This is a genomic window from Nonomuraea sp. NPDC049129 (assembly GCF_040648495.1).
Lineage (GTDB): Bacteria > Actinomycetota > Actinomycetes > Streptosporangiales > Streptosporangiaceae > Nonomuraea.
This window is the reverse complement of record NZ_JBEZDU010000047.1, coordinates 32,373-50,703: the sequence shown is the minus strand read 5'-3', so window position 1 is coordinate 50,703 and position 18,331 is coordinate 32,373. Positions and strand designations below refer to the sequence as shown.

Annotated in this window: 19 protein-coding genes; 10 read left to right on the top strand and 9 right to left on the bottom strand. The window is 69.6% G+C overall.

Going from position 1 to position 18,331, the window contains the following annotated elements:
* Window positions 1-310: 310 nt before the first annotated feature.
* The 3 genes from AB0B64_RS58810 (at window position 311) to AB0B64_RS58800 (ending at window position 3,020) form a co-directional block, all read left to right on the top strand.
* A complete protein-coding gene (locus AB0B64_RS58810) occupies window positions 311-1,480 on the top strand; it encodes an ankyrin repeat domain-containing protein (RefSeq protein WP_358205456.1) in 1,170 nt (389 codons plus the stop codon).
* A gap of 407 nt (window positions 1,481-1,887) precedes the next feature.
* Entirely contained in the window at window positions 1,888-2,439 is a 552-nt protein-coding gene (locus AB0B64_RS58805; RefSeq protein ID WP_357958114.1) for a sigma-70 family RNA polymerase sigma factor, read from the top strand.
* Complete coding sequence (locus AB0B64_RS58800) at window positions 2,436-3,020, top strand: hypothetical protein (RefSeq protein WP_358205447.1); 585 nt, start codon at window positions 2,436-2,438, stop codon at window positions 3,018-3,020. Before AB0B64_RS58805 ends, AB0B64_RS58800 begins: the two co-directional genes overlap by 4 nt.
* Before the next feature lie 347 nt (window positions 3,021-3,367).
* On the opposite strand, the gene AB0B64_RS58795 is transcribed toward AB0B64_RS58800, so the two are convergent.
* The 3 genes from AB0B64_RS58795 to AB0B64_RS58785 all read right to left on the bottom strand — a co-directional run bounded on the left by AB0B64_RS58795 (window position 3,368) and on the right by AB0B64_RS58785 (window position 7,072).
* Window positions 3,368-5,569 (bottom strand): hypothetical protein, encoded by a 2,202-nt coding sequence (locus AB0B64_RS58795; protein ID WP_358205439.1) that lies wholly within the window; start codon window positions 5,567-5,569, stop codon window positions 3,368-3,370.
* A gap of 60 nt (window positions 5,570-5,629) precedes the next feature.
* Window positions 5,630-6,493: an LLM class F420-dependent oxidoreductase gene (locus tag AB0B64_RS58790; protein ID WP_357958108.1), complete on the bottom strand. Its 864-nt coding sequence runs from the start codon at window positions 6,491-6,493 to the stop codon at window positions 5,630-5,632.
* 156 nt (window positions 6,494-6,649) lie between these two features.
* The gene (locus AB0B64_RS58785) at window positions 6,650-7,072 is read right to left on the bottom strand and encodes a YjdF family protein (protein WP_358205432.1); all 423 of its coding nucleotides are present in this window, start codon (window positions 7,070-7,072) and stop codon (window positions 6,650-6,652) included.
* A 169-nt stretch (window positions 7,073-7,241) separates the two neighbouring features.
* On the opposite strand from AB0B64_RS58785, the gene AB0B64_RS58780 reads away from it, so the two are divergent.
* Window positions 7,242-8,471, top strand: coding sequence for a MurT ligase domain-containing protein (locus AB0B64_RS58780; RefSeq protein ID WP_357958104.1), 1,230 nt, complete (start codon window positions 7,242-7,244; stop codon window positions 8,469-8,471).
* Complete coding sequence (locus AB0B64_RS58775; RefSeq protein ID WP_358205423.1) at window positions 8,461-9,174, top strand: glutamine amidotransferase; 714 nt, start codon at window positions 8,461-8,463, stop codon at window positions 9,172-9,174. The genes AB0B64_RS58780 and AB0B64_RS58775 overlap by 11 nt, the downstream gene beginning before the upstream one ends.
* 147 nt (window positions 9,175-9,321) lie before the next feature.
* Here AB0B64_RS58775 and AB0B64_RS58770 read toward each other — a convergent pair whose 3' ends face one another.
* From AB0B64_RS58770 to AB0B64_RS58760, 3 genes are all read right to left on the bottom strand, one after another.
* Window positions 9,322-10,575: an RNA polymerase sigma factor gene (locus AB0B64_RS58770; protein ID WP_358205419.1), complete on the bottom strand. Its 1,254-nt coding sequence runs from the start codon at window positions 10,573-10,575 to the stop codon at window positions 9,322-9,324.
* 25 nt (window positions 10,576-10,600) lie between these two features.
* Window positions 10,601-11,005, bottom strand: coding sequence for a YciI family protein (locus tag AB0B64_RS58765; protein ID WP_358205472.1), 405 nt, complete (start codon window positions 11,003-11,005; stop codon window positions 10,601-10,603).
* A 108-nt stretch (window positions 11,006-11,113) separates the two neighbouring features.
* On the bottom strand, window positions 11,114-11,476 hold the full coding sequence (locus AB0B64_RS58760; RefSeq protein WP_357958099.1) for a DsrE family protein: 363 nt from the start codon (window positions 11,474-11,476) through the stop codon (window positions 11,114-11,116).
* Window positions 11,477-11,542: 66 nt separating this feature from the next.
* On the opposite strand from AB0B64_RS58760, the gene AB0B64_RS58755 reads away from it, so the two are divergent.
* The 4 genes from AB0B64_RS58755 (at window position 11,543) to AB0B64_RS58740 (ending at window position 14,046) form a co-directional block, all read left to right on the top strand.
* Complete coding sequence (locus AB0B64_RS58755) at window positions 11,543-12,043, top strand: FABP family protein (protein ID WP_357958097.1); 501 nt, start codon at window positions 11,543-11,545, stop codon at window positions 12,041-12,043.
* Between the two features lie 5 nt (window positions 12,044-12,048).
* Window positions 12,049-12,345 carry a DUF2470 domain-containing protein gene (locus AB0B64_RS58750; protein ID WP_358205413.1) on the top strand — a complete coding sequence of 99 codons (297 nt, stop codon included), beginning with the start codon at window positions 12,049-12,051 and terminating at the stop codon, window positions 12,343-12,345.
* Between the two features lie 305 nt (window positions 12,346-12,650).
* Window positions 12,651-13,064, top strand: coding sequence for a Fur family transcriptional regulator (locus AB0B64_RS58745; protein WP_357958094.1), 414 nt, complete (start codon window positions 12,651-12,653; stop codon window positions 13,062-13,064).
* Window positions 13,065-13,107: 43 nt separating this feature from the next.
* On the top strand, window positions 13,108-14,046 hold the full coding sequence (locus AB0B64_RS58740) for a folate-binding protein (RefSeq protein WP_357958092.1): 939 nt from the start codon (window positions 13,108-13,110) through the stop codon (window positions 14,044-14,046).
* 79 nt (window positions 14,047-14,125) lie between these two features.
* Here AB0B64_RS58740 and dtd read toward each other — a convergent pair whose 3' ends face one another.
* On the bottom strand, window positions 14,126-14,551 hold the full coding sequence (gene dtd / locus AB0B64_RS58735) for a D-aminoacyl-tRNA deacylase (RefSeq protein WP_357958090.1): 426 nt from the start codon (window positions 14,549-14,551) through the stop codon (window positions 14,126-14,128).
* A 60-nt stretch (window positions 14,552-14,611) separates the two neighbouring features.
* Between dtd and AB0B64_RS58730 the strand changes: the two genes are divergently transcribed.
* A complete protein-coding gene (locus tag AB0B64_RS58730; RefSeq protein WP_358205403.1) occupies window positions 14,612-15,520 on the top strand; it encodes an asparaginase in 909 nt (302 codons plus the stop codon).
* A gap of 11 nt (window positions 15,521-15,531) precedes the next feature.
* Here the strand turns inward: AB0B64_RS58730 and AB0B64_RS58725 are convergent, their stop codons facing one another.
* Window positions 15,532-17,139: a DUF2207 domain-containing protein gene (locus AB0B64_RS58725; protein ID WP_357958086.1), complete on the bottom strand. Its 1,608-nt coding sequence runs from the start codon at window positions 17,137-17,139 to the stop codon at window positions 15,532-15,534.
* Window positions 17,140-17,202: 63 nt separating this feature from the next.
* Window positions 17,203-18,297 carry an FAD-dependent monooxygenase gene (locus AB0B64_RS58720; protein ID WP_358205398.1) on the bottom strand — a complete coding sequence of 365 codons (1,095 nt, stop codon included), beginning with the start codon at window positions 18,295-18,297 and terminating at the stop codon, window positions 17,203-17,205.
* Window positions 18,298-18,331 lie beyond the last annotated feature (34 nt).

The following is an 18,331-nucleotide window of genomic DNA, read 5'->3' as shown; positions in this document are numbered from 1 at the left end:
CCGCCCGGAACTCCGGATCAAAGCGCCGCCGCGTGACTGCTGCCACGACCAAACCTCTCCCGGTTCGGTCTCCACGCTATGAGGGGAAGGCCAGAACTGCCAACGGTTGTGTCCGAGTGCATCGCCCTGTCGTGGCAGGGCATTCCGGTCAGCTGACCGTAGACGCAGGCTCGTGATCATGAGTGCTCCCCGTGTTGAGGAGGCCCACCGGCCGCTATGCGACCGCGGCACGGGTCGCGCCTCCACGCACGCGGTCGAACTGCAAACCGGCATGCCGGCTTCGAATTAACGATCTCGGGCGGGAGATTTGTTGCGGCTGAAGGTGTCGTCGCCCGGTGCGAATCGGGATGGCGGCATCGTTGATCAAGAGCAAGTCTGGAAAAGCGGTCCCTTGTCGTTGCCCGCTGCTAGCCTGCAACCCCAGTTGATCTTCTGCCGCGAAAGGCGAGCGATGTCGGGCGATGGCGACTCCCCGGTCGAATACCTGTCTTCAGGCGTTCTTACCCAGCTCGAGCGGCTACATGGCCACATCCCCGAGGACTTCGAACCACGCGAGTGGGCCGTGACCACGCCCGTGGGCGAATATCCGGTTCCGCCATCCGTCCAGGCGCTACTGGCCGTGGTCTGGCCCGCGGATCAACGCCTGCGGACGAATGACGAATTCGAGTGGGAGACCCTCCTCTACTACGGTGGCGAAGGCTCGGAAACGGAGCCTGGTCTCGTGGTTGAGGACCGCGCCTGGTACACGGTCGGTGAGGACTCGGGGCAGTGGTTCCTGCTCGTCGACCTGGCCGAGGCCGCGACGGCGATCGACCCGCTGACCTACCGCGTCGACCATGAGGGACGCCAACCGGTGCCGGTCGGCATCTGGCTCTCCAACAGGCTCTCCGAGCTCAAACGATCAACCGCCGCCATCGAGTTCGGCCGGGCGTGCGCATGGGGCGATGTGGAGGCCGTACGGGCGGCTCTGGAGGGCGGTATCGGTACGGGGCCGTTGGAGCAGTCCGGCCTTACACCGCTCCATCTGGCTACGTTCTCCGGCTTGGCGGAAACCGTACGGATCCTCCTCGACGCCGGCGCCGATCCCAACACGGCACTTACCGATGAAATGGCTCCGCTCGACGTTTGGTCAACCTATTTTGAAAAGTACCGTGGCAGGCGATCGGATATCGATCCGCTGTTGTCCCTCTCTCGCGATAAGGGTGATACTCCCCTGCATTTTGCGCTGCGCAACCTTTACAGCATCGATCACATCGATGGCATACGCGCGTCGTTGCTGGACATGGTCAGGCTGCTGCTGGCCGGCGGGGCGCAGCACACATTCCCCAACGAGGACTACGGCCCTGCGGACATCGTCTTCGACATGACCATCAGAATGTCGAAGACCGATGCGCCCGAGGTACATGAATGTCTTCAGCTGCTGTATGACGCCGGAGCGGAACTTGTCGCTTACGCTGGCTGGACCCCTGATGAGGAATGAGGTGATCAGCCGCCGCTGATGCGTCATTCCGGTCTCCGGTTTGGTGGTGTGTTGGTTTGTGGAGACCTCGCCCCCACCTTCCAGCTGGCACGAGGCCGTGCGCCCGGCAAGTTGACGACATGCCGGGATCCTTCGATCCGCCCCGCCTGCGAGGGTGCACAGTGCGCGCGGGGGTTGGGTTGTCTATAGGAGGGGTTCGGGTCGCATGTCCCGGACGTGCACGATCAAGGCGCGGGCCAGCGTGTACTCCAGCCGGTGGAAGGTGTCGAGAGGGAGTTCCTCAATGGGACAGTTGCCGCTGGGCCAAGGAGGTCTCGGTGGCAGACAGCACGCATGAGCTGCGCTTGTAACCTTTTGCGCCGATTCTCGCCAAGTAGGGGTGCGAATCGACGAAGGGAGCATGGCCGGTGCGTCGAAAACAGGCGGAGATCGCCACAGATCCTGTGGCTTTCGAGGCCTTCTATCGGGGGCATGTCGATGCGGTCACCCGATTTCTCGCACGTCGCGTTGATGACCCGCATACGGTCGCCGATCTGGTGGCTGAGGTGTTCGTGGCGGTGCTCGACTCTGCCCACACCTACCGGGCCGAGCTGGGGACCGAGATCGCGTGGCTCTACGGCGTGGCCCGCAAGACGATCTTGGCGGAGCGGCGGCGAGCGTACAAGCAGCTCCAGCTGACGGACCGGGTGAGCGGGCGACGCACGCTGGCCACCGACGACGTCGCCAGGATCGAGGAGCGCATCGACGCCGAGCGGGACGCCAGGCGGGCCTTCGAGGCCATGGCGGGGCTCCCGGAGGGTGAACGTGCCGTGCTGGAGCTGGTCGTCATCGACCAGCTCACGGTCACGGAAGCGGCGCTCGCCCTCGGCATCCGTCAGGGGACCGCCAAGGTACGCCTGCACCGCGCCCGCCAGACACTGCGGAACCTGCCCTTCGTCACGGATGGAGCACCAGGATGAGCTACGAGGAGCAGTTACTGATGGAACTCAAAGCCGAGATCGCGCACCGCGGCCAACTACGACGCCGCGTCACCCGCAGGCTGTACGCCGGGGGCGCGGTGGCCGCCTTGGCCGCCGCGGCGGCGTTCGCGGTGCCGCTGCTGACGGGGACGGAGTCGCCCGCGTACGCCGTGAGCAAGAGAGCCGACGGCACGGTGGGGGTCGAAATCCGCGAGTTCAAAGATGCCGACAAGTTGGAGCGGGACCTGAAGGCGGCGGGTGTCAGAGCGGACGTCACGTACCTCCCGTCCCGCAAGCAGTGCGAGAAGGACAGAGGAATGAGCACCCTTCCGGCGGAAGGGGCCATCCACATGCGGGAGGGCGGGCTGGACATCGATCCCCGGCTCCTCGATAAGGACAAGACGCTGGTCCTGGAGTTCGCCGGGAACTACGAGGAGGTCCCCGGAGCGAAGCCGCCGAAGACGTGGTGGATACTCACGGAGCTGATGATCCCTGGCGAGGTCGGCCCGTGTGTCGTCGTCGACAGTCCGGATTGGGACGACGACGGCGGCCCGGAAGGACAGCCGCCGGCGGGGAGTTAGCGCGACGACGGGCAACGCTTGTCCTGCGAGGGCCGGTGAACCTCCCTGTTGAAGAGGCAGCACGACGTCACGATGCCGGCCCGGAAGCCGCGTTGCGCGAACGCTTCGACGTGGTCGGGATCGACCCGCGCGGGGTCGGGAGCAGCGGGCAACTCCAGTGCGGGAAGGCGGTGCATGATCCGGCGGTCACGCAGTTCCCGGCGACGCGGGGGAGTACGACCGGCTCGTCGCGCACAACCGGGCCGTGGGCGAGAGTTGCGGGCCGATGATCCAGTACGTGGACAGCGGGAGTGTGGCACGAGACTTCGACGCGGTACGCGCCGCGCTGGGCGAGGACGCTACCTGGTCTACGGGACGCTCCCCGCGCCCGGCACGATCTGCCGCTGAACCGGCACGCGGAGGCTGGTGGCCGGGAAGTCGATCAGGTGATCTTGCAGACGGGCGTGGCGGAACTGATAACTGCCACCCACCTGCCGGAGCACGCCGTGACGATGGGCATGGTCCAGGAAATCCATCACCCGCCAGGGCAGTTTCTTCCTGAACACCAGCCAGGCGCGGATCAGCATCCACCGCCCCCACGCGGTGCTGCTCACCGCGATCAGGGTGACCCCGATGCCCACTCCGGCGCCGGCCACCAGCGCGGCGCCCAGCCTGGCCGCAGGGTGGGCGAGCATGGCCGCCGCGACGCCGACCATCAGGCCCGCGCCGAGCCCGCCGCCGAACGCCTGGGTCAGCGCGGTGGCGCGGTCCAGATCGAGGAGCGAGCGCGGGCTGATGTTCTCCCCGGGCCCGACCGACGCGGTCAGGCCCGCGCCCAGCCCGACACCGATCCCTCCGGTGACTCCGGCCACCACGCCGGCCATGAGCCCGATGCCCGAGCCGCCCGTCATGAACCAGAAGACCACCCCGAACACCAGGCCGGAGAACACCCCGACGGTCACTCCCACGAGGACTCCCCTGAGGACATGGCGGCGGCGGCCCTTGATCGGGAGCCGGACCCGGGAAGGCGACGGCCTTCTCTTGAACCCGGAGACCAGGGCCGCCCCGACGCCGACACCGAGCCCGGTCCCGCATCCGGCGACGGTCAGGAACGATCGCCCGAACACGAGCCCCGCCATCAGCCCCATCACAGGTCCCGCCGTCAGCCCCGCGGCGAGCCCGGCCATGAGCTCGAAACCACCCCGGGGGAGGGTCCGGTGCAGCTCCCACCAGCCGAGATCACGGGTGCCGAGTGCTCTCAGATGCCGGGCGAGGTGCGCGAGCCAGGCCCGAGCCTGGTCGTGCTCGTACGCGCGGATGGGCGTCGCGGGGGATCCGGGACGGTCCGGCGGCGGCAGTGAACGTGCCGGATAGACCGTGGGAAGGAACGCGTCGAGCAGGTGGTGTTCGATCGCTGAGCGGTCCGGGAACCTGCCGAGGTCGAGCAGGTCGGACGGCTCGGTGCCAGGAGGCGCGTACGCGGAGAGCGTGAGGGAGACCATCAGCGGAGACGACAGCGATCGGGCGAGCGGGCCGTCGGGGCAGGCCAGGAGATGATCGAACATCGGCCCCCAGCGATCGGCGCCGGTGGGAAGGGCGGCGCGCAGGTGGTCGACGGCGTCCTCGGGTTTGACCGGTTCGATCTCCACGACCGCCGCGTGGGCGAGTGGCTGGCCCTCCGCCGCGACCGCGGCGGCGTACTCCGCGCCGCGACAGGTGATCACCAACGGACGCTCGTCGATGACGGCTCGATTGATCGCTTTGATCGCCGTCGCGTGCAGCCCGCCCGGCATCTCGTCCAAACCGTCGAGTACGAGCATCACCCGCGCGTTGTGGACCAGCCGCCATGCCATGTCGGTGCCGTGGACGTCCTGGTCCGCCAGGAACGGATACTCCTCACGCAGCCGCCTGGCGAACCAGGCGTCGAGCCGTTCCTGGGCCGGGTCCCATGAGGACGCGGTCAGCAGGACGGGCACCGGCTCGGCCGGCTCCCGGGTTCGGAGCATGCCGAGGGTGAACAGCAGCGCCAGTACGGTCTTGCCGGCCGCGTGCTCTCCCAGGACCATCAGTTGCTTGCGCGGGAGCTTCCGGAACGCCGCCACCACGTCGCTCAGGCTGCCGTGCAGCCGCAGACGCGTGGGCCGCCCCGGTATCGTCCCCTTGCCCAGCACCGCGATCGGGGAGGCCCCGGGGCGGCCCGAGGACGACCAGCGCAACTGCAGCGGATCCGGCCGGCCCAGCGTCCGCATCGCCGCCTCCTCGGTCCACTGGCCGCGAATCCGGTCCGCCAGCCGGGCCACCCACGGATCCAGCGACCGAGCCTCGTCCGCCGGGGAGGCGGCGCCGTCGCGCCGAGGTGCGGCGGCCCCCCATCCCAGAGCGGCCACGGACACCAGCAGCGAGACCGCGCCGAACAACAGGCTGCCGACGCTGGCGAGCTTGTCGGCCTTCTCCAGCCGATCGGGCGAACCGAGGAGAAAGAACACGAGCACTGCGGCCACGGCGATCAGAAACGCCGCGCCGCTCACCCACAGCAGTACTGAGCGTCGTGATTTGATTACTCTCCGCACCTGAACATCATCACCCACCGAGGTCCGGGCGGGGGCGGGAACGCCCTGGTCCAGCCCCCCTCAGCGTCCGGCCGGGGTGATGGCGGAGATCTGCGTGGCGAGCGCCGCCAGGTGCGCGAGGGAGGAGTCGGCGGCGGCGTCGGGGACGGCGACGATGACGTGGTCGATGCCCAGGGCGGCCAGGTCGCCGCAGCGCTGGACGCTCTCTTCGACGCTCTCGCCGTCGGGGATGCGCATGTGGAGGGTCTTCTCGATCTCCTCGTACGGCCGTCCCAGGCGTTCGCAATGGCCGCGCAGTACGCCGAGCTTGTGCCGTACATCGGCGCCGTGCAGGAAGTTACAGGCGTCGGCGTACTCGGCGACGAGACGGAGGGTCTTCTTCTCCCCGCTGCCGCCGATCAGGATCCGCGGGCGGGCCTGCGGGGAGTTGAGCGTGCGCTCCAGCTGGTAATGGGTGCCCTCGTACGGCTTGTCCTCGTTGCTCCACATCTGTTTGGCGATCTGGAGCGTCTCCTCCAGCCGCTCGAACCGTTCGGCAAGGGGAGGAAAGCGGAGGCCGAGACCTCGGGCCTCCTGCTCGTACCAGCCCGCGCCGATGCCGAGGACGGCGCGGCCGCCGGAGAGCGCGTCGAGCGTGCTGACCTGCTTCACCAGAAACCCGGGCTCACGGTAGACGGCGCCGGTGACGAGGGTGCCGAGCGTGACGCGGCGGGTGAGGGCGGCGGCATAGGACAGCGCGCCGTACGCCTCCAGCATCGGATCCTCCACGGCGCCGAAGTTGGGGATCTGGAAGAAATGGTCCATCACCCACAGGCTGTGCAGCCCCGCCTCGTCGGCGCCGCGGGCGACGGCCGCGAACCTCTCGGCGATGGCGGTGTCGCCGCCGGGCCAGATGAAGCGAGGGCAGGTCAGACCGAGTTTCATCGAATGCTCCTTGAATCGGGGAATGCCTGCCGCAGGATGACGCGTCACTGCGATTTCGGGCATGAAAAAACCCTCCCGCCTGGGTCGCTGGACCCGAGGCCGAGAGGGCTCCGTACGAACGATTATCTCATGGGCCGCGCACGCCCACCGCACGACTCAACGCCCGCGACGGCGTTCGGCGCGTTTGCGATGGGCTACCTCGCGCTTGTGCCGGGCCAGGGCCTCGCGGCGGTCCTTGCGGTCGCCGGTGGCCTCCTGCTTGCGGCTCTCCAGCTCCAGCCGCATGGCCTCCTGCGCGGCCGTACTCCTCGAAGAGACCCGAGCCGCCGCCCGCGCGGCCAGCTTGGCGGCCCGCTTGGGATTGACCCGCCCGCCGCCCCGGGAACCGGCGGGAACGGGTGGCGCGGCCGACGCCTGGGCCAGCAGCGCCAGGCCGTGCCGCATCAGATACTCGTACAGTTCGGGATCGGTCGGCTCGGCGCCGAATGTGATGCGGGTGGCCCGCAGTTCGCCCTCCTCGACGATCTCCAGCACGCCGACCCAGAACGAGCCGTCGAGATAGACCGACAGCGTCACCATGGTTGCCCTCCAGCGGGTATGCCGAACGACGGCCTGACGAGGCCGCTTCCGGCACACCGGACATCCCTGGAAGGGCGGATACGAGAAGCGTCGCCCGGGCTACCGAACCGGGCCGCGTTTTCGTGTGCCCCACCAGAGTAGAGCCCAACGCCGACTAGGATCCTGTGCCATGACCCAGCTTCCACTGCGGGCTCAGCTCGCGAGCGCCCTGGGCCGCAGTGCCGCCACGCTGTCGAGGATGACCGGGCGCGGCGACGGCTCGGTGATCGGCGGTCGGGTCGGCCTGATGCTCGAGCCCGACCTGCTCCGGCAGCTCGCCCGCGACCGCAGGCTGGCCCTGGTCAGCGCGACCAACGGTAAGACCACCACGACCCGGCTGATCACCTCGGCGCTGCTGGAGCTGGGGGAGGTGGCCACCAACGCGTTCGGCGCCAACATGCCCGCAGGGCACGTCTCGGCGCTCTCCACGCACAAGGACGCCCCCTACGGCGTGCTGGAGGTCGACGAGAAATACCTGCCCGAGGTGCTCGATACCACCGGCGCCGGCGTCGTCTGCCTGATGAACCTCAGCCGCGACCAGATGGACCGCGCGGCCGAGATCTGGCTGCTCGCGCAGAAGTGGCGCAGGGCGCTGTCCGGCAAGCCGACGCACGTCATCGCCAACTGCGACGACCCGCTCGTCACCTGGGGCGCCTCGACCGCGGCCAAGGTGACCTGGGTCGCGGGCGGCCAGCGCTGGAAGGAAGACTCCTGGTGCTGCCCGGAGTGCGGCGGGCCGCTCGATCGCAAGGACGCCGACTGGGCGTGCCGCGAGTGCACGTTCCATCGGCCGGAGCCGCAGTGGGTCCTCGACGACGACGCGGTGGTCGATCCGCGCGGGCAGCGGTGGCTGCTCGACATCCAGCTGCCCGGCCTGGCCAACCGTTCCAACGCCGCGATGGCGCTGGCGGTGGCCGAGGCGTTCGGGCTGTCGGTCGAGCGGGCGCTGCCCCGGCTGCGCGAGGTCACCTCGGTCGCGGGCCGCTACACCACCGTCGAGCGCGACGGCCGCCACGCGCGGCTGCTGCTGGCCAAGAACCCGGCGGGCTGGCTGGAGGCGTTCGACGTCTCCGACCCCCAGCAGCCGATCATCCTCTCGGTCAACGCGCAGGGGCCCGACGGGCGTGACACCTCCTGGCTGTGGGACGTCGACTATCGGATCCTGCGCGGCCGCCCGGTGTTCGTCACCGGTGAGCGGCGGCTGGACCTGGCACTCCGGCTCGACGTGGCCGACGTGCCGTTCTCGCTCTGCGGCAGCTTCACCGAGGCGCTGGCCATGCAGCCGCCGGGCCGGGTCGACGTGATCGCCAACTACACCGCCTTCCAGCAGATCCGATCGGAGTTCGGTCGTGCCGTCTGACAGCGCCCTTCGCATCGTCTGGATCTATCCTGACCTGCTGAGCACGTACGGTGACCAGGGCAACGTGCTCGTCCTGGAGCAGCGCGCCCAGCGCCGGGGGATCGAGACCGAGACCATCTACGTGCGCTCGGCCGACCCGGTGCCGGAGAGCGGCGACATCTACCTCATCGGCGGCGGCGAGGACCGCCCGCAGATCCTCGCGGCGGAGCGGCTGCGCAAGGACGGTGGCCTGCACCGCGCGATCGCGCGGGGCGCGGCGATGCTCGCGGTCTGCGCCGGTTACCAGATCATGGGCAGTACGTTCGGCGGCGAGGAGGGCCAGCCGGTCGACGGCATCGGCGTGCTCGACATCGCCAGCTCCCGCGGCCTCTCCCGGGCGGTCGGCGAACTGGTCGCCGAGGTGGACGCCGAGCTGGGCCTGCCGACGCTGACCGGCTTCGAGAACCACATGGGAGTCACCCGCCTGGGGCCGGGCGTCAAGGCGCTGTCCCGGACGACCGTGGGAGTGGGCAACGGCGACGGCTTCGAGGGGTGTTACGCGGGGCACATCGTCGGGACCTACCTGCACGGGCCGGCGCTGGCGCGCAACCCGGCGCTCGCCGACCTGCTGCTCTCCTGGCGCGCGGGCGACCTGGCCCCGCTCGACGACACCCGCTACGAGCAGCTCCGGCGAGAGCGTCTGGCCGCCGTACTCGGCAGCTGACTTCTACGGTTTTTACCACCAGTCGGTTTTACGGCACAGCACGGTGGGCCCCAGTCGCCGACCATGGTTGGGCGCCTCCAGGGATACGGCCGCTGAGCCCGCACAGGGCCGGGCGCCGTTACGACGTCTTCTTAGCCGCCCGCGTGGTCAAGTTCTTGGTCGTCGCGTGGTCAGTGCGCCGGCCTTGGCGTGCAGGTAGCGCTGTTGTTGGAGGCTGCTCGTGCGCTGTGCGGCCGCCTCGTACGACTCGCGGGCCGCCCGGTGGTCGCCGGACATCTCCAGCAGGTGGGCCCGGACCGCGTGCAGCCGGTGGTCTTCGGCTATCCGGGGGTCGTGTGCCAGCTTTTCCAGCAGGGTCAGTCCCGCTTCCGGGCCGTCGACCATGGCGACCGCCACGGTGTGGTTGAGCGTTACCACCGGGTTGTCGGACAGGCGCATCAGCACCTCGTACAGGGCCTTGATCTGGGGCCAGTCAGTCGCCGCCGCGGTCGGCGCCTCGTCGTGCAGGGCGGCGATGGCCGCCTGGAGCTGGTACGGGCCGGTCGGGCCGCGGGGGAGTGCGCCGGTGATGAGGGCTGTGCCTTCGGTGATGTAGGCGGTGTTCCAGAGGGTTCGGTCTTGTTCGGCCATGGGGATGAGGGAGCCGTCCGGGCCCGTACGCGCCGGTCTACGGGCGTCGGTGAGGAGCATGAGGGCCAGCAGGCCCGCCACCTCGGGGTCGTCCGGCAGCAGGCGGTTGACCAGGCGGGTCAGGCGGATCGCCTCGGTGGTCAGCTCGGTGCGGTGGAGGGCCGGGCCCGAGGTGCTGGCGTAGCCCTCGTTGAAGATCAGGTAGAGGACGTGCAGGACCGCCGCGAGCCGTTCCGCGCGGTCCTGGCCGGAGGGCATGCCGAAGGGGAGGCCGCTCTCCTTGATGCGGTGTTTGGCCCTGGTTATGCGCCGGGTCATAGTCGCTTCCGGGACCAGGAACGCCCTGGCGATCTCCGCGGTCGTCAGGCCGCCGACGGCCCGCAGGGTGAGCGCGATCTGCGACGCGGGCGACAGCGAGGGGTGGCAGCACATGAACAGCAGGATGAGCGTGTCGTCGGACTCCGACGCCGGCCGGTCCGCGGCGGGGGCCAGCCACTGGTCGGGCAGCGTCCAGCGCGAGACGGTGTCCTCGCGGTGCCGGCGGGCCTGCTCGGCGCGCAGCAGGTCGGTCAGCCGGCGTGAGGCGACGGTGATCAGCCAGCCGCGCGGGTTGTCCGGCAGGCCCTCCTCGGGCCACTGCAGGGCGGCTGCGAGCAGCGCCTCCTGCGTCGCGTCCTCGGCCGTCGCGAAGTGCCCGTAACGACGTACCAGCGCGCCGAGAACCTGCGGCGCCAGCCCGCGCAGCAGGTCCTCGATCTCGCCCCCGGTCACAGCGGCTTCTCAGCCTTGCCGCCGGTCACAGCTCCTCGTAGCCTCCGGCGATCGGCCGTACGTCCACGTGCCAGTCGTGGAGCAGGGTCGCGTTCGCGGGGTGGGGAGTGCCGGCCAGTTGCGCGGCGATCTCGGTGGCCCGGTCGAAGCTCTCGCACTCCACGATCGTGTAACCGGCCAGGACCTCCTGCGTCTCGGAGTAAGGCCCGTCGGTCACGACCGGAACCCCGTCCTTCAGCTCGACCCTCCTGGCGAGCACGGGCGCGCTCAGGCCCTGGGCGTCCACGAACTCCCCGGACTCGACCAGGGCGTGGTTCCACGCCGCCATGAAGGCGTGCAGCGCCGCGACGTCCTCCCCGGACCAGACCGGGTTGTCCGGCTTTCCGGACAGATTGTCGTAGTCGCGCTGCGTGCCGCTCAGCATGATCATGTACTTCACGATCTCTCCTCTCGGCCGGCACCGCTCCCGGTGCCGTACACCAGAGACGTCGGAACCGCCGCGCCGCCCCGGACACGCACGCCGGAGGTTTCCGCGCGGTCAGTACACGAGAGCCTGCGCGCCCTCCGCCACGGCCTCCTCGACGAAGGTGGAGGCGCCGGCGATGCGGATGCCGTCGATGAGATCGTCGACCGTGAGGTCTCGCCGGGCCGCGCACTGGGTGCACACCGTCACCCGGCCGCCCGCCAGGACGGCGTCCAGCAGGTCCGTGAGCGGAGCGGCGTGGGCCAGATTGAACTCCTTGGCCCTGCCCGGCACCGCGAACCAGGAGGACTCGCCGGTCAGCCAGAGAGAGACCGGAACGCCGCTCGCCAGCGCGGTGGCCGCGACCGTGAACGCCTGGTTGCAGCGCTCCGGGGCCTCGGCGCCGGCGGTCACCTTGATCACCAGTGATCGTGCCATGTCCGTCACCCTAGACCCCTTCCCACCGGACGTCTTCACCGCGGGCGGCCAGTACAGTTTGGTGTCATGGAAGATGCTGAGGTCCAGGTGCCGGTGCATCCCGATCTGGAGCACATCGCGTTCCTGATCGGCCGCTGGGAGGGCGCCGGTGTCGGGGGATATCCGACGATCGAGAGCTTCAACTTCGGTCAGGAGATCGAGTTCAGCCACAACGGCAAACCGTTCCTGTCGTACGTGAGCCGCACCTGGCTGCTCGACGAGGACGGCAACCGGGTCAGGCCGCTCGCCACCGAGTCCGGCTACTGGCGGCCGCAGCCCGACCGGCAGCTCGAGGTGCTGCTGGCGCATCCGACCGGCATCGTGGAGATCTACATCGGCGAGGTCGTCTTCCACAAGATCGAGCTGCGCACCGACGTGGTGGCGCGCACCGCCTCGGCCAAGGAATACACCGCGGCCACCCGCCTGTACGGGCTGGTCAAGGGCAACCTCATGTGGGCCTATGACATGGCCGCGGTCGGGCACCCGCTCACGTCGCACATGTCGGCGGAGCTGAAGAAGGTAGCTTGATCCATATGAGCACCCCGTTCACCGCCGAGGCGGTCGAGGCGATCAAGCGGCACATGAACGACGACCACTCCGGCGACGCGCTGATCATCGTGCGCGGGCTGGGCGGCCGGCCCGCCGCGACGACGGCGGCCACCAGCGGGGTCGACGCCGAGGCGATCGAGTTCACGATCGACGGCGGCGAGCTGGTCAGGGTGCCGTGGGGAGAGACGCTGACCGAACGCCCCCAGGTGCGCATGGCCGTCGTCCGCCTCTATCGCGAAGCCTGCGACAAGCTGGGCATCCCGGCCCGCGGCGAACACTGACCACGCGCGGGAACCGGGGGCATGAAAAAGGGCCCCAGGCGGCGTTCCGCTCGTGATCGAGCGGGTCGGATGGACCATGGACAGGAAAACCATCCCCGCCCTCCGACTGCCAGGGGCCCCGGTGGTTGCCTCGAATTCGCTAAGCAGACGCGAGACAACAGTCCGCATCGTTAGCGGACAACCACCTCGCTAGTCCAACTATGAATCACCATTGTTTGGACCACCTCCTTTCGGCGTACCCCAGAAGTTATGCGCTCGGTCGCGGACGGGGCAAGCGATTAATACTCGGTCGTAGACTCGGGGGCATGACGGAGACGCAGTGGCACGAAGAACTCCGCGCCAAGGGCTACCGGGTGACCCCTCAGCGACAGCTCGTGCTGGAGGCGGTCAAGTCGCTCGAGCACGCCACGCCCGAAGAGATCTCCGTCAAGGTGCGCGAGACGGCCCGTGGCGTCAACATCTCGACCGTCTACCGCACGCTGGAGCTGCTCGAAGAGCTCGGCATGGTCACCCACACCCATCTGAGCCACGGCGCCCCCACCTACCACCTGGCGGCGGACGCCGACCATCTGCACCTGGTCTGCCGGGGTTGCGGCGAGGTCGGCGAAGTGCGTCCCGAGCTCGCGGACGGGCTGGTCAAGGGGCTGGACAGCGAGATGGGCTTCGTGGCCGACGTACGCCACCTGACCGTCTTCGGCCGCTGCAGCAAGTGCCGATAGGCCGTCTTCGGTCGCCGTCGCAACTGCCGATAACCTGGAAGGCATGCGCAGCCCTCTGCTCGATCTCCCCGGTGCCGTTCCCGCCGACGGCCCCGACTCCGACGTGGCCGCCCACTACGGTGACCTGTTCGCCGAACAACGGGCGCTCGTCAAGGGCGAGGCGGTGGTCGACCGCAGCAACCGCGAGGTGGTCCGCGTCTCCGGAGCCGACCGGCTGAAATGGCTCAACGACCTGACCTCGCAGAAGCTCGACACGCTGACGCCCGGCGAGTGGACGCAGACGCTCGACCTCGATCTCCAGGGCCGGGTCCTGCACCACCTGACGCTGGTCGACGACGGCGAGGCCGTGCTGGCCCACGTCGAGCCGGGCACCGCCGACAGCCTGGTCGCCTATCTCGACCGGATGCGGTTCATGCTCCGCGTCGAGGTCTCGCGCGCCGACGACCTGGCGGTGCTCTCGTCCGCCACCGAGGACTTCCTGGTGCCGCGCGCCGAGCTGCCCGACCATCTGGGCAAGCCGCTGGCCGGGCTCTGGGCGTACGAGGCGCTCCGCATCGAGGAGCACCGGCCCCGGCTCGGCTTCGACACCGACCACAAGACGATCCCGCACGAAGTGGGCTGGATCGGCACCGCCGTACACCTCACCAAGGGCTGCTACCGAGGTCAGGAGACGGTCGCCCGCGTCCACAATCTGGGGCATCCGCCGCGGCGGCTGGTGTTCCTGCACCTTGACGGCAGCGTCGACACGCTGCCGGCGCACGGGGCGCCGGTGATTTTCGAGAGCCAGGAGGTGGGCGTCGTCGGCTCCGCCGCCCGCCACCACGAGCTGGGCCCGATCGCGCTGGCCACGGTCAAGCGGACGGTGCCGGTCGACGCGCCCTTGCTCGCGGGCGGCGTCGCCGCCGCCCAAGAGGTCATCGTCCCCCCGGACGCGGGCCGCAACGTCACCATCGACCCGGCGATGCGCCGCCGCCTCCGCTGAACCGGCTTGGCCTTCTTGCCGATCGCGTAGCAGGGCTCGAGGTCGTCGGCGCGGCCGAGGTCGGGGGCGGAGACCATGTTCACACGTCCACCACAAGCGTGATCGGGCCGTCGTTGACCAGGGACACCTTCATGTCCGCGCCGAACCGGCCCGTCTCCACGTGGGCTCCCAGCGCCCGGAGTTCGTCCACCACGGCGTCCACCAGCGGCTCGGCGACCGGTCCTGGAGCGGCGGCCTGCCAGGTGGGCCGCCTGCCCTTGCGGGCGTCGCCGTAGAGAGTGAACTGGCTGATCACCAGAAGCGGCGCCGACACGTCGGAGCAGGACTTCTCGCCATGCAGGATGCGCAGCCCCCAGAGCTTGGCGGCGAGCTTGCGCGCCTCGGCGCGGGTGTCCGGGTGCGTGACGCCGACCAGCACGAGCAGGCCCGGCTCGTCGATCGCTCCGACGGTCACCCCGTCGACCACCACCGACGCGGTGCTGACTCGCTGTACGACTGCTCGCATAAGACCTCATTCTGGCCCAGGTCAAAAGGCTTCGTAGACTCATGCCGAAAGGGGAGGCGGATGTCGCTGGTTGTCGAGGTTGTCCGGTCCGGGTTCGTGGAGTCGACCCATCACGTGCGCATGCTCACCGTGGACGCCGCGGGCGATCCGGTCGCGGTGCACGGCGCGGTGCACGTGCCGGCCTCGCCGCGCTCGGCCATGAAGCCGTTCCAGGCGGTCGGCATGCTCCGCGCCGGGCTCGCGCTCGACGGCGAACTCCTCGCGCTGGCCTGCGCCTCTCACTCCGGAGAGCCGTACCACGTCAACGGCGTGCGGAAGATCCTGGCGGAGGCCGGACTGACGGAGTCGGCGCTGCTCTGCCCCGAGGATTACCCCGCCGACCGGGCGGCGACCGACCTGGGCCGCGTCTACATGAACTGCTCCGGCAAGCACGCCGCCATGCTCGCCACCTGTGTGCTGAACGACTGGCCGCTCGCCACTTACCTGGAGCCGACGCACCCGCTGCAGCGGACGATCCGCCGCACGGTGGAGGAGCTGACGGGCGAGCGGGTCGCGGCCTCGGGCGTGGACGGGTGCGGCGCGCCGCTGTTCTTCGTCTCGATGGTGGGCGTGACGCGGGCCTTCCGCGCGCTGGCTCTGGGGGAGGCGGGCTCGTACGAGCGGCGGATCTTCGACACCATGCGCACGCATCCCGAGTGGACGTCCGGCACGATCAGGCCGGAGACCGAGCTGATGCGGGCCCTGCCGGGGCTGATGGTCAAGGTGGGCGCGGAGGGGTTCAACGCGTTCGTGTTCGAGGACGGGCGGGCGGGCACCGTCAAGGTCGAGGACGGCGCGCAGCGGGCCCGCACGCCCGCCACGGTGACGGCGCTGCGCTCGCTCGGCCTGGACGCCCCGGAACTGGACACGATGGCCCGCCCGCCGCTGTTGGGCGGCGGACGCGCCGTGGGCGAACTACGCCTCCGCTAAGCGCTGGGCTCCTACAACGTGCGGAACTGGCGGCTGGCCGAGATGGCGCCTGAGGTCGTCGTGGTGAATGTACGCATCGACCCGGCGAACTTGGACAGGTCCCACTCGGCCGGGCCGTGATACCAGTACAGGTTGTCGGACTGGGGCCCGTTGCCGGTGACCGAGGCGACGACCCGGGACCAGTGCTCCACGCCATCGAAGATCACCGCGTACGGGAGATAGCGGGAGAACAGCTCCACCCGGTGCTGTTCGGGCACCTCACCGAGGTCACCGGAGAACAGGTACTCGCGGAAACTCATCGTGTGCGCCAGCGCGGCCGACCCCTTGGCGGTCTTGGCGGGCATGTACTGGCCGCCGACCGCCAGGGCGCCGCCGGCGATGATCAGCGCCAGGCCCAGCAGGCCGTACGTGGTGAACCAGGCGAGCGCCACCGTGGCCAGCAGGCCCACACCGATGAGCAGCACGCCGATGACCGTCCAGCGGGTCCGCTCGGTGTCGGGACGGCGGGCGAACCAGCCCTGCGTCACCACGTCGGCGTAGAGGGCGTCGCGGACCTTGCCCAGGTGACTGGCGAACGAACCGGACATCTGAGACAGCAGCACCATGTCGCGCCCGTCGAAGATGGCGTCGTACAGCGCCCGCTCGTACGGCAGCAGCGTGTTGACCGGCGCGTTCGGCAGCCTGACCAGCGTCCAGTCGGGCGCGTCGTAGGTCTGCCGCGGCTGCTCGTCGATGCGCAGGTAACCGCGGACCGCGAGGTCCACGATTGTCGCGGTGACGTCGACCACGTCGGCCTGTTCGTCCACCAGTGTGCCGATCTGGCCGGGCCGGACACCGTCGGGCGGGGAGAAGTGCCCGTTCTGCACGGGGGCGACCGAGCTGCGCTCGTGGCCAGCGGCCCTGGAGTCGCGTCCGCGCGTCCAGTAGAGCAGGCCGACGCCGCCGAGCAGGAGGACCAGCAGGGCGGCGAGCGCGCCGCCGGTGACGCCGTTCAGCGTGAACGCGCCGGCCAGCGAGAAGCGCCGCTCCAGGATCGGCGCGCCGCTGGTGGAGCCCTTGGCGTAGCCGACGACCACGGTCAGCGCCTGGCCGGGGCCCACGTTCTGCTGCTCGAAGGCGGCCTCGGTGGCGCCGTGGTCCATGGACGCGGACGTACAGCCGATGGCCGAGGTCAGCTCACCGGCGAAGCACGACAGGTTCTGCACCTGGCCGGGACCGCTCACCTTGACCGTCGCCTTGGTGACCGGCTCGCTCCAGCCGTTCACCGCGAACCAGCGCAGCTCCTCGATGGCACCCGCGGGCGTCACGGCCCCCTTGACGTCGTACTCGACGGTTCCGGGCCCCTTCATGGTCAGCACGTCGCCGGCGAGTGTGCCGCCCTTGACGTTCGAGATCTGGTACAGCCGGTCATTGTCGTCGTCGAAGCGGGTCCTGGTGAGGAACGTCCGCTTGAGCTCCCCCGAGCCGCCGCTGATCTTCTCGACCACGTGCAGTGTGCCGTTCTTGGCGAGGCTCATGGTCACCTCGTCGGTGATCCCGGCCGCCGCCGTGGCGGGGACGGCGGTCAGCGACAGAGCGACGGCCCCCAGTATGGCCAGCGTGCGCCTGATACCCGTCATGGCGGCACATCGTAGCGGTTCGTCCTCCTTGGAGGCGTACGGGCGTCTTCCGACCAGGCTGGATCAGTCGAGGGCGATGCCGTTGGCGGCCCGCTGGACGTTCTCCGGGGCCGCGCCCTGGCCGGGGTTCTCCAGGGCGAGGGCCTGGTTGAGCTCGGCGAACGGCCGCATCCGCGCCTCATAGCGGTCGAACGCGCCGTGCGGGTCCCTGGACAGCTCCTGGGCCAGTACGTACGCGCCCACCATCGCCAGGCTGGTGCCCTGGCCCGACAGCGGCGAGGCGCAGTAGCCGGCGTCGCCGACCAGCGTCACCCGGCCCTCGGACCAGCGCTCCATCCGGATCTGCGCCATCGCGTCGAAGTAGAAGTCGTCGGCCGCCCACATCGCCTTCAGCAGCCGGGGCGTCTCCCAGCCCAGCCCGGAGCAGCGCTCCTCGATGAGCCGCTTCTGCTGCTCGATGTCGCGGTAGTCGTAGGCGACGTCCTCGCCGCCGAAGCCGATGTTGACCCTGATCGAGGCGTTGCCGGTGGCGGTGTAGAGGCCGAACCCCGCGTCGCCCTCGCGGTGCCACACCTGCCAGCGGTCCAGGTCGAGGAAGTTGTCGGCGCTGTAGATCGCCACGTACATGCCCAGGTGGTGAATGAACCGCGACTCCTCGCCGAACACCAGCCCGCGCACGTTCGAGTGCAGGCCGTCGGCGCCGACCACGTAGTCGAAACGCCGCCGCACGCCGCTCTCGAACGTCACCTGGACCCCTTGGCCGTTCTGGTGGAGCGCCGCGATCGAGTCGCCATAGAGGTATTCGACGCCGCTGCCCGAGGCGGCGATGACGAGCGCGGTCAGGTCGTCGCGCATGATCTCGATGTCGGGGCTGTCCAGCCGGCCGCCGCTGATCGTCTCCTCGGTGGTGCGCATCAGCTCGTTGCCGTCGCCGTCGACCATCGACATGCCGCGCATGTCGGTCTTCATGGCTCGTGCCTGCTCCAGGATGCCCATGCGCCCGGCCACCTCCAGGGCGGCTCCCCGGATGTCGATCGCCTGGCCGCCTCGGCGGGGGGCGGGGGCGCGTTCGACGACGGTCACCTCGAAGCCGTGCTCGCGCAGCCAGTAGGCCAGGACGGGTCCGCCGATGCTGGCGCCGGAGATGAGGACGTTCATGGGATCTCCCTTTTGTTGACGCTGTACGAGGTGA

What these genes read in the sequence shown, in the direction of transcription:
- AB0B64_RS58745 (WP_357958094.1), top strand. Translation starts at nt 12,651, where the DNA reads ATGACGGAGACGCAGTGGCACGAAGAACTCCGCGCCAAGGGCTACCGG.
- AB0B64_RS58780 (WP_357958104.1), top strand. Translation starts at nt 7,242, where the DNA reads ATGACCCAGCTTCCACTGCGGGCTCAGCTCGCGAGCGCCCTGGGCCGC.
- AB0B64_RS58750 (WP_358205413.1), top strand. Translation starts at nt 12,049, where the DNA reads ATGAGCACCCCGTTCACCGCCGAGGCGGTCGAGGCGATCAAGCGGCAC.
- AB0B64_RS58800 (WP_358205447.1), top strand. Translation starts at nt 2,436, where the DNA reads ATGAGCTACGAGGAGCAGTTACTGATGGAACTCAAAGCCGAGATCGCG.
- AB0B64_RS58765 (WP_358205472.1), bottom strand. Translation starts at nt 11,005, where the DNA reads ATGATCATGCTGAGCGGCACGCAGCGCGACTACGACAATCTGTCCGGA.
- AB0B64_RS58760 (WP_357958099.1), bottom strand. Translation starts at nt 11,476, where the DNA reads ATGGCACGATCACTGGTGATCAAGGTGACCGCCGGCGCCGAGGCCCCG.
- AB0B64_RS58740 (WP_357958092.1), top strand. Translation starts at nt 13,108, where the DNA reads ATGCGCAGCCCTCTGCTCGATCTCCCCGGTGCCGTTCCCGCCGACGGC.
- AB0B64_RS58755 (WP_357958097.1), top strand. Translation starts at nt 11,543, where the DNA reads ATGGAAGATGCTGAGGTCCAGGTGCCGGTGCATCCCGATCTGGAGCAC.
- dtd (WP_357958090.1), bottom strand. Translation starts at nt 14,551, where the DNA reads ATGCGAGCAGTCGTACAGCGAGTCAGCACCGCGTCGGTGGTGGTCGAC.
- AB0B64_RS58790 (WP_357958108.1), bottom strand. Translation starts at nt 6,493, where the DNA reads ATGAAACTCGGTCTGACCTGCCCTCGCTTCATCTGGCCCGGCGGCGAC.
- AB0B64_RS58785 (WP_358205432.1), bottom strand. Translation starts at nt 7,072, where the DNA reads ATGGTGACGCTGTCGGTCTATCTCGACGGCTCGTTCTGGGTCGGCGTG.
- AB0B64_RS58730 (WP_358205403.1), top strand. Translation starts at nt 14,612, where the DNA reads ATGTCGCTGGTTGTCGAGGTTGTCCGGTCCGGGTTCGTGGAGTCGACC.
- AB0B64_RS58725 (WP_357958086.1), bottom strand. Translation starts at nt 17,139, where the DNA reads ATGACGGGTATCAGGCGCACGCTGGCCATACTGGGGGCCGTCGCTCTG.
- AB0B64_RS58720 (WP_358205398.1), bottom strand. Translation starts at nt 18,297, where the DNA reads ATGAACGTCCTCATCTCCGGCGCCAGCATCGGCGGACCCGTCCTGGCC.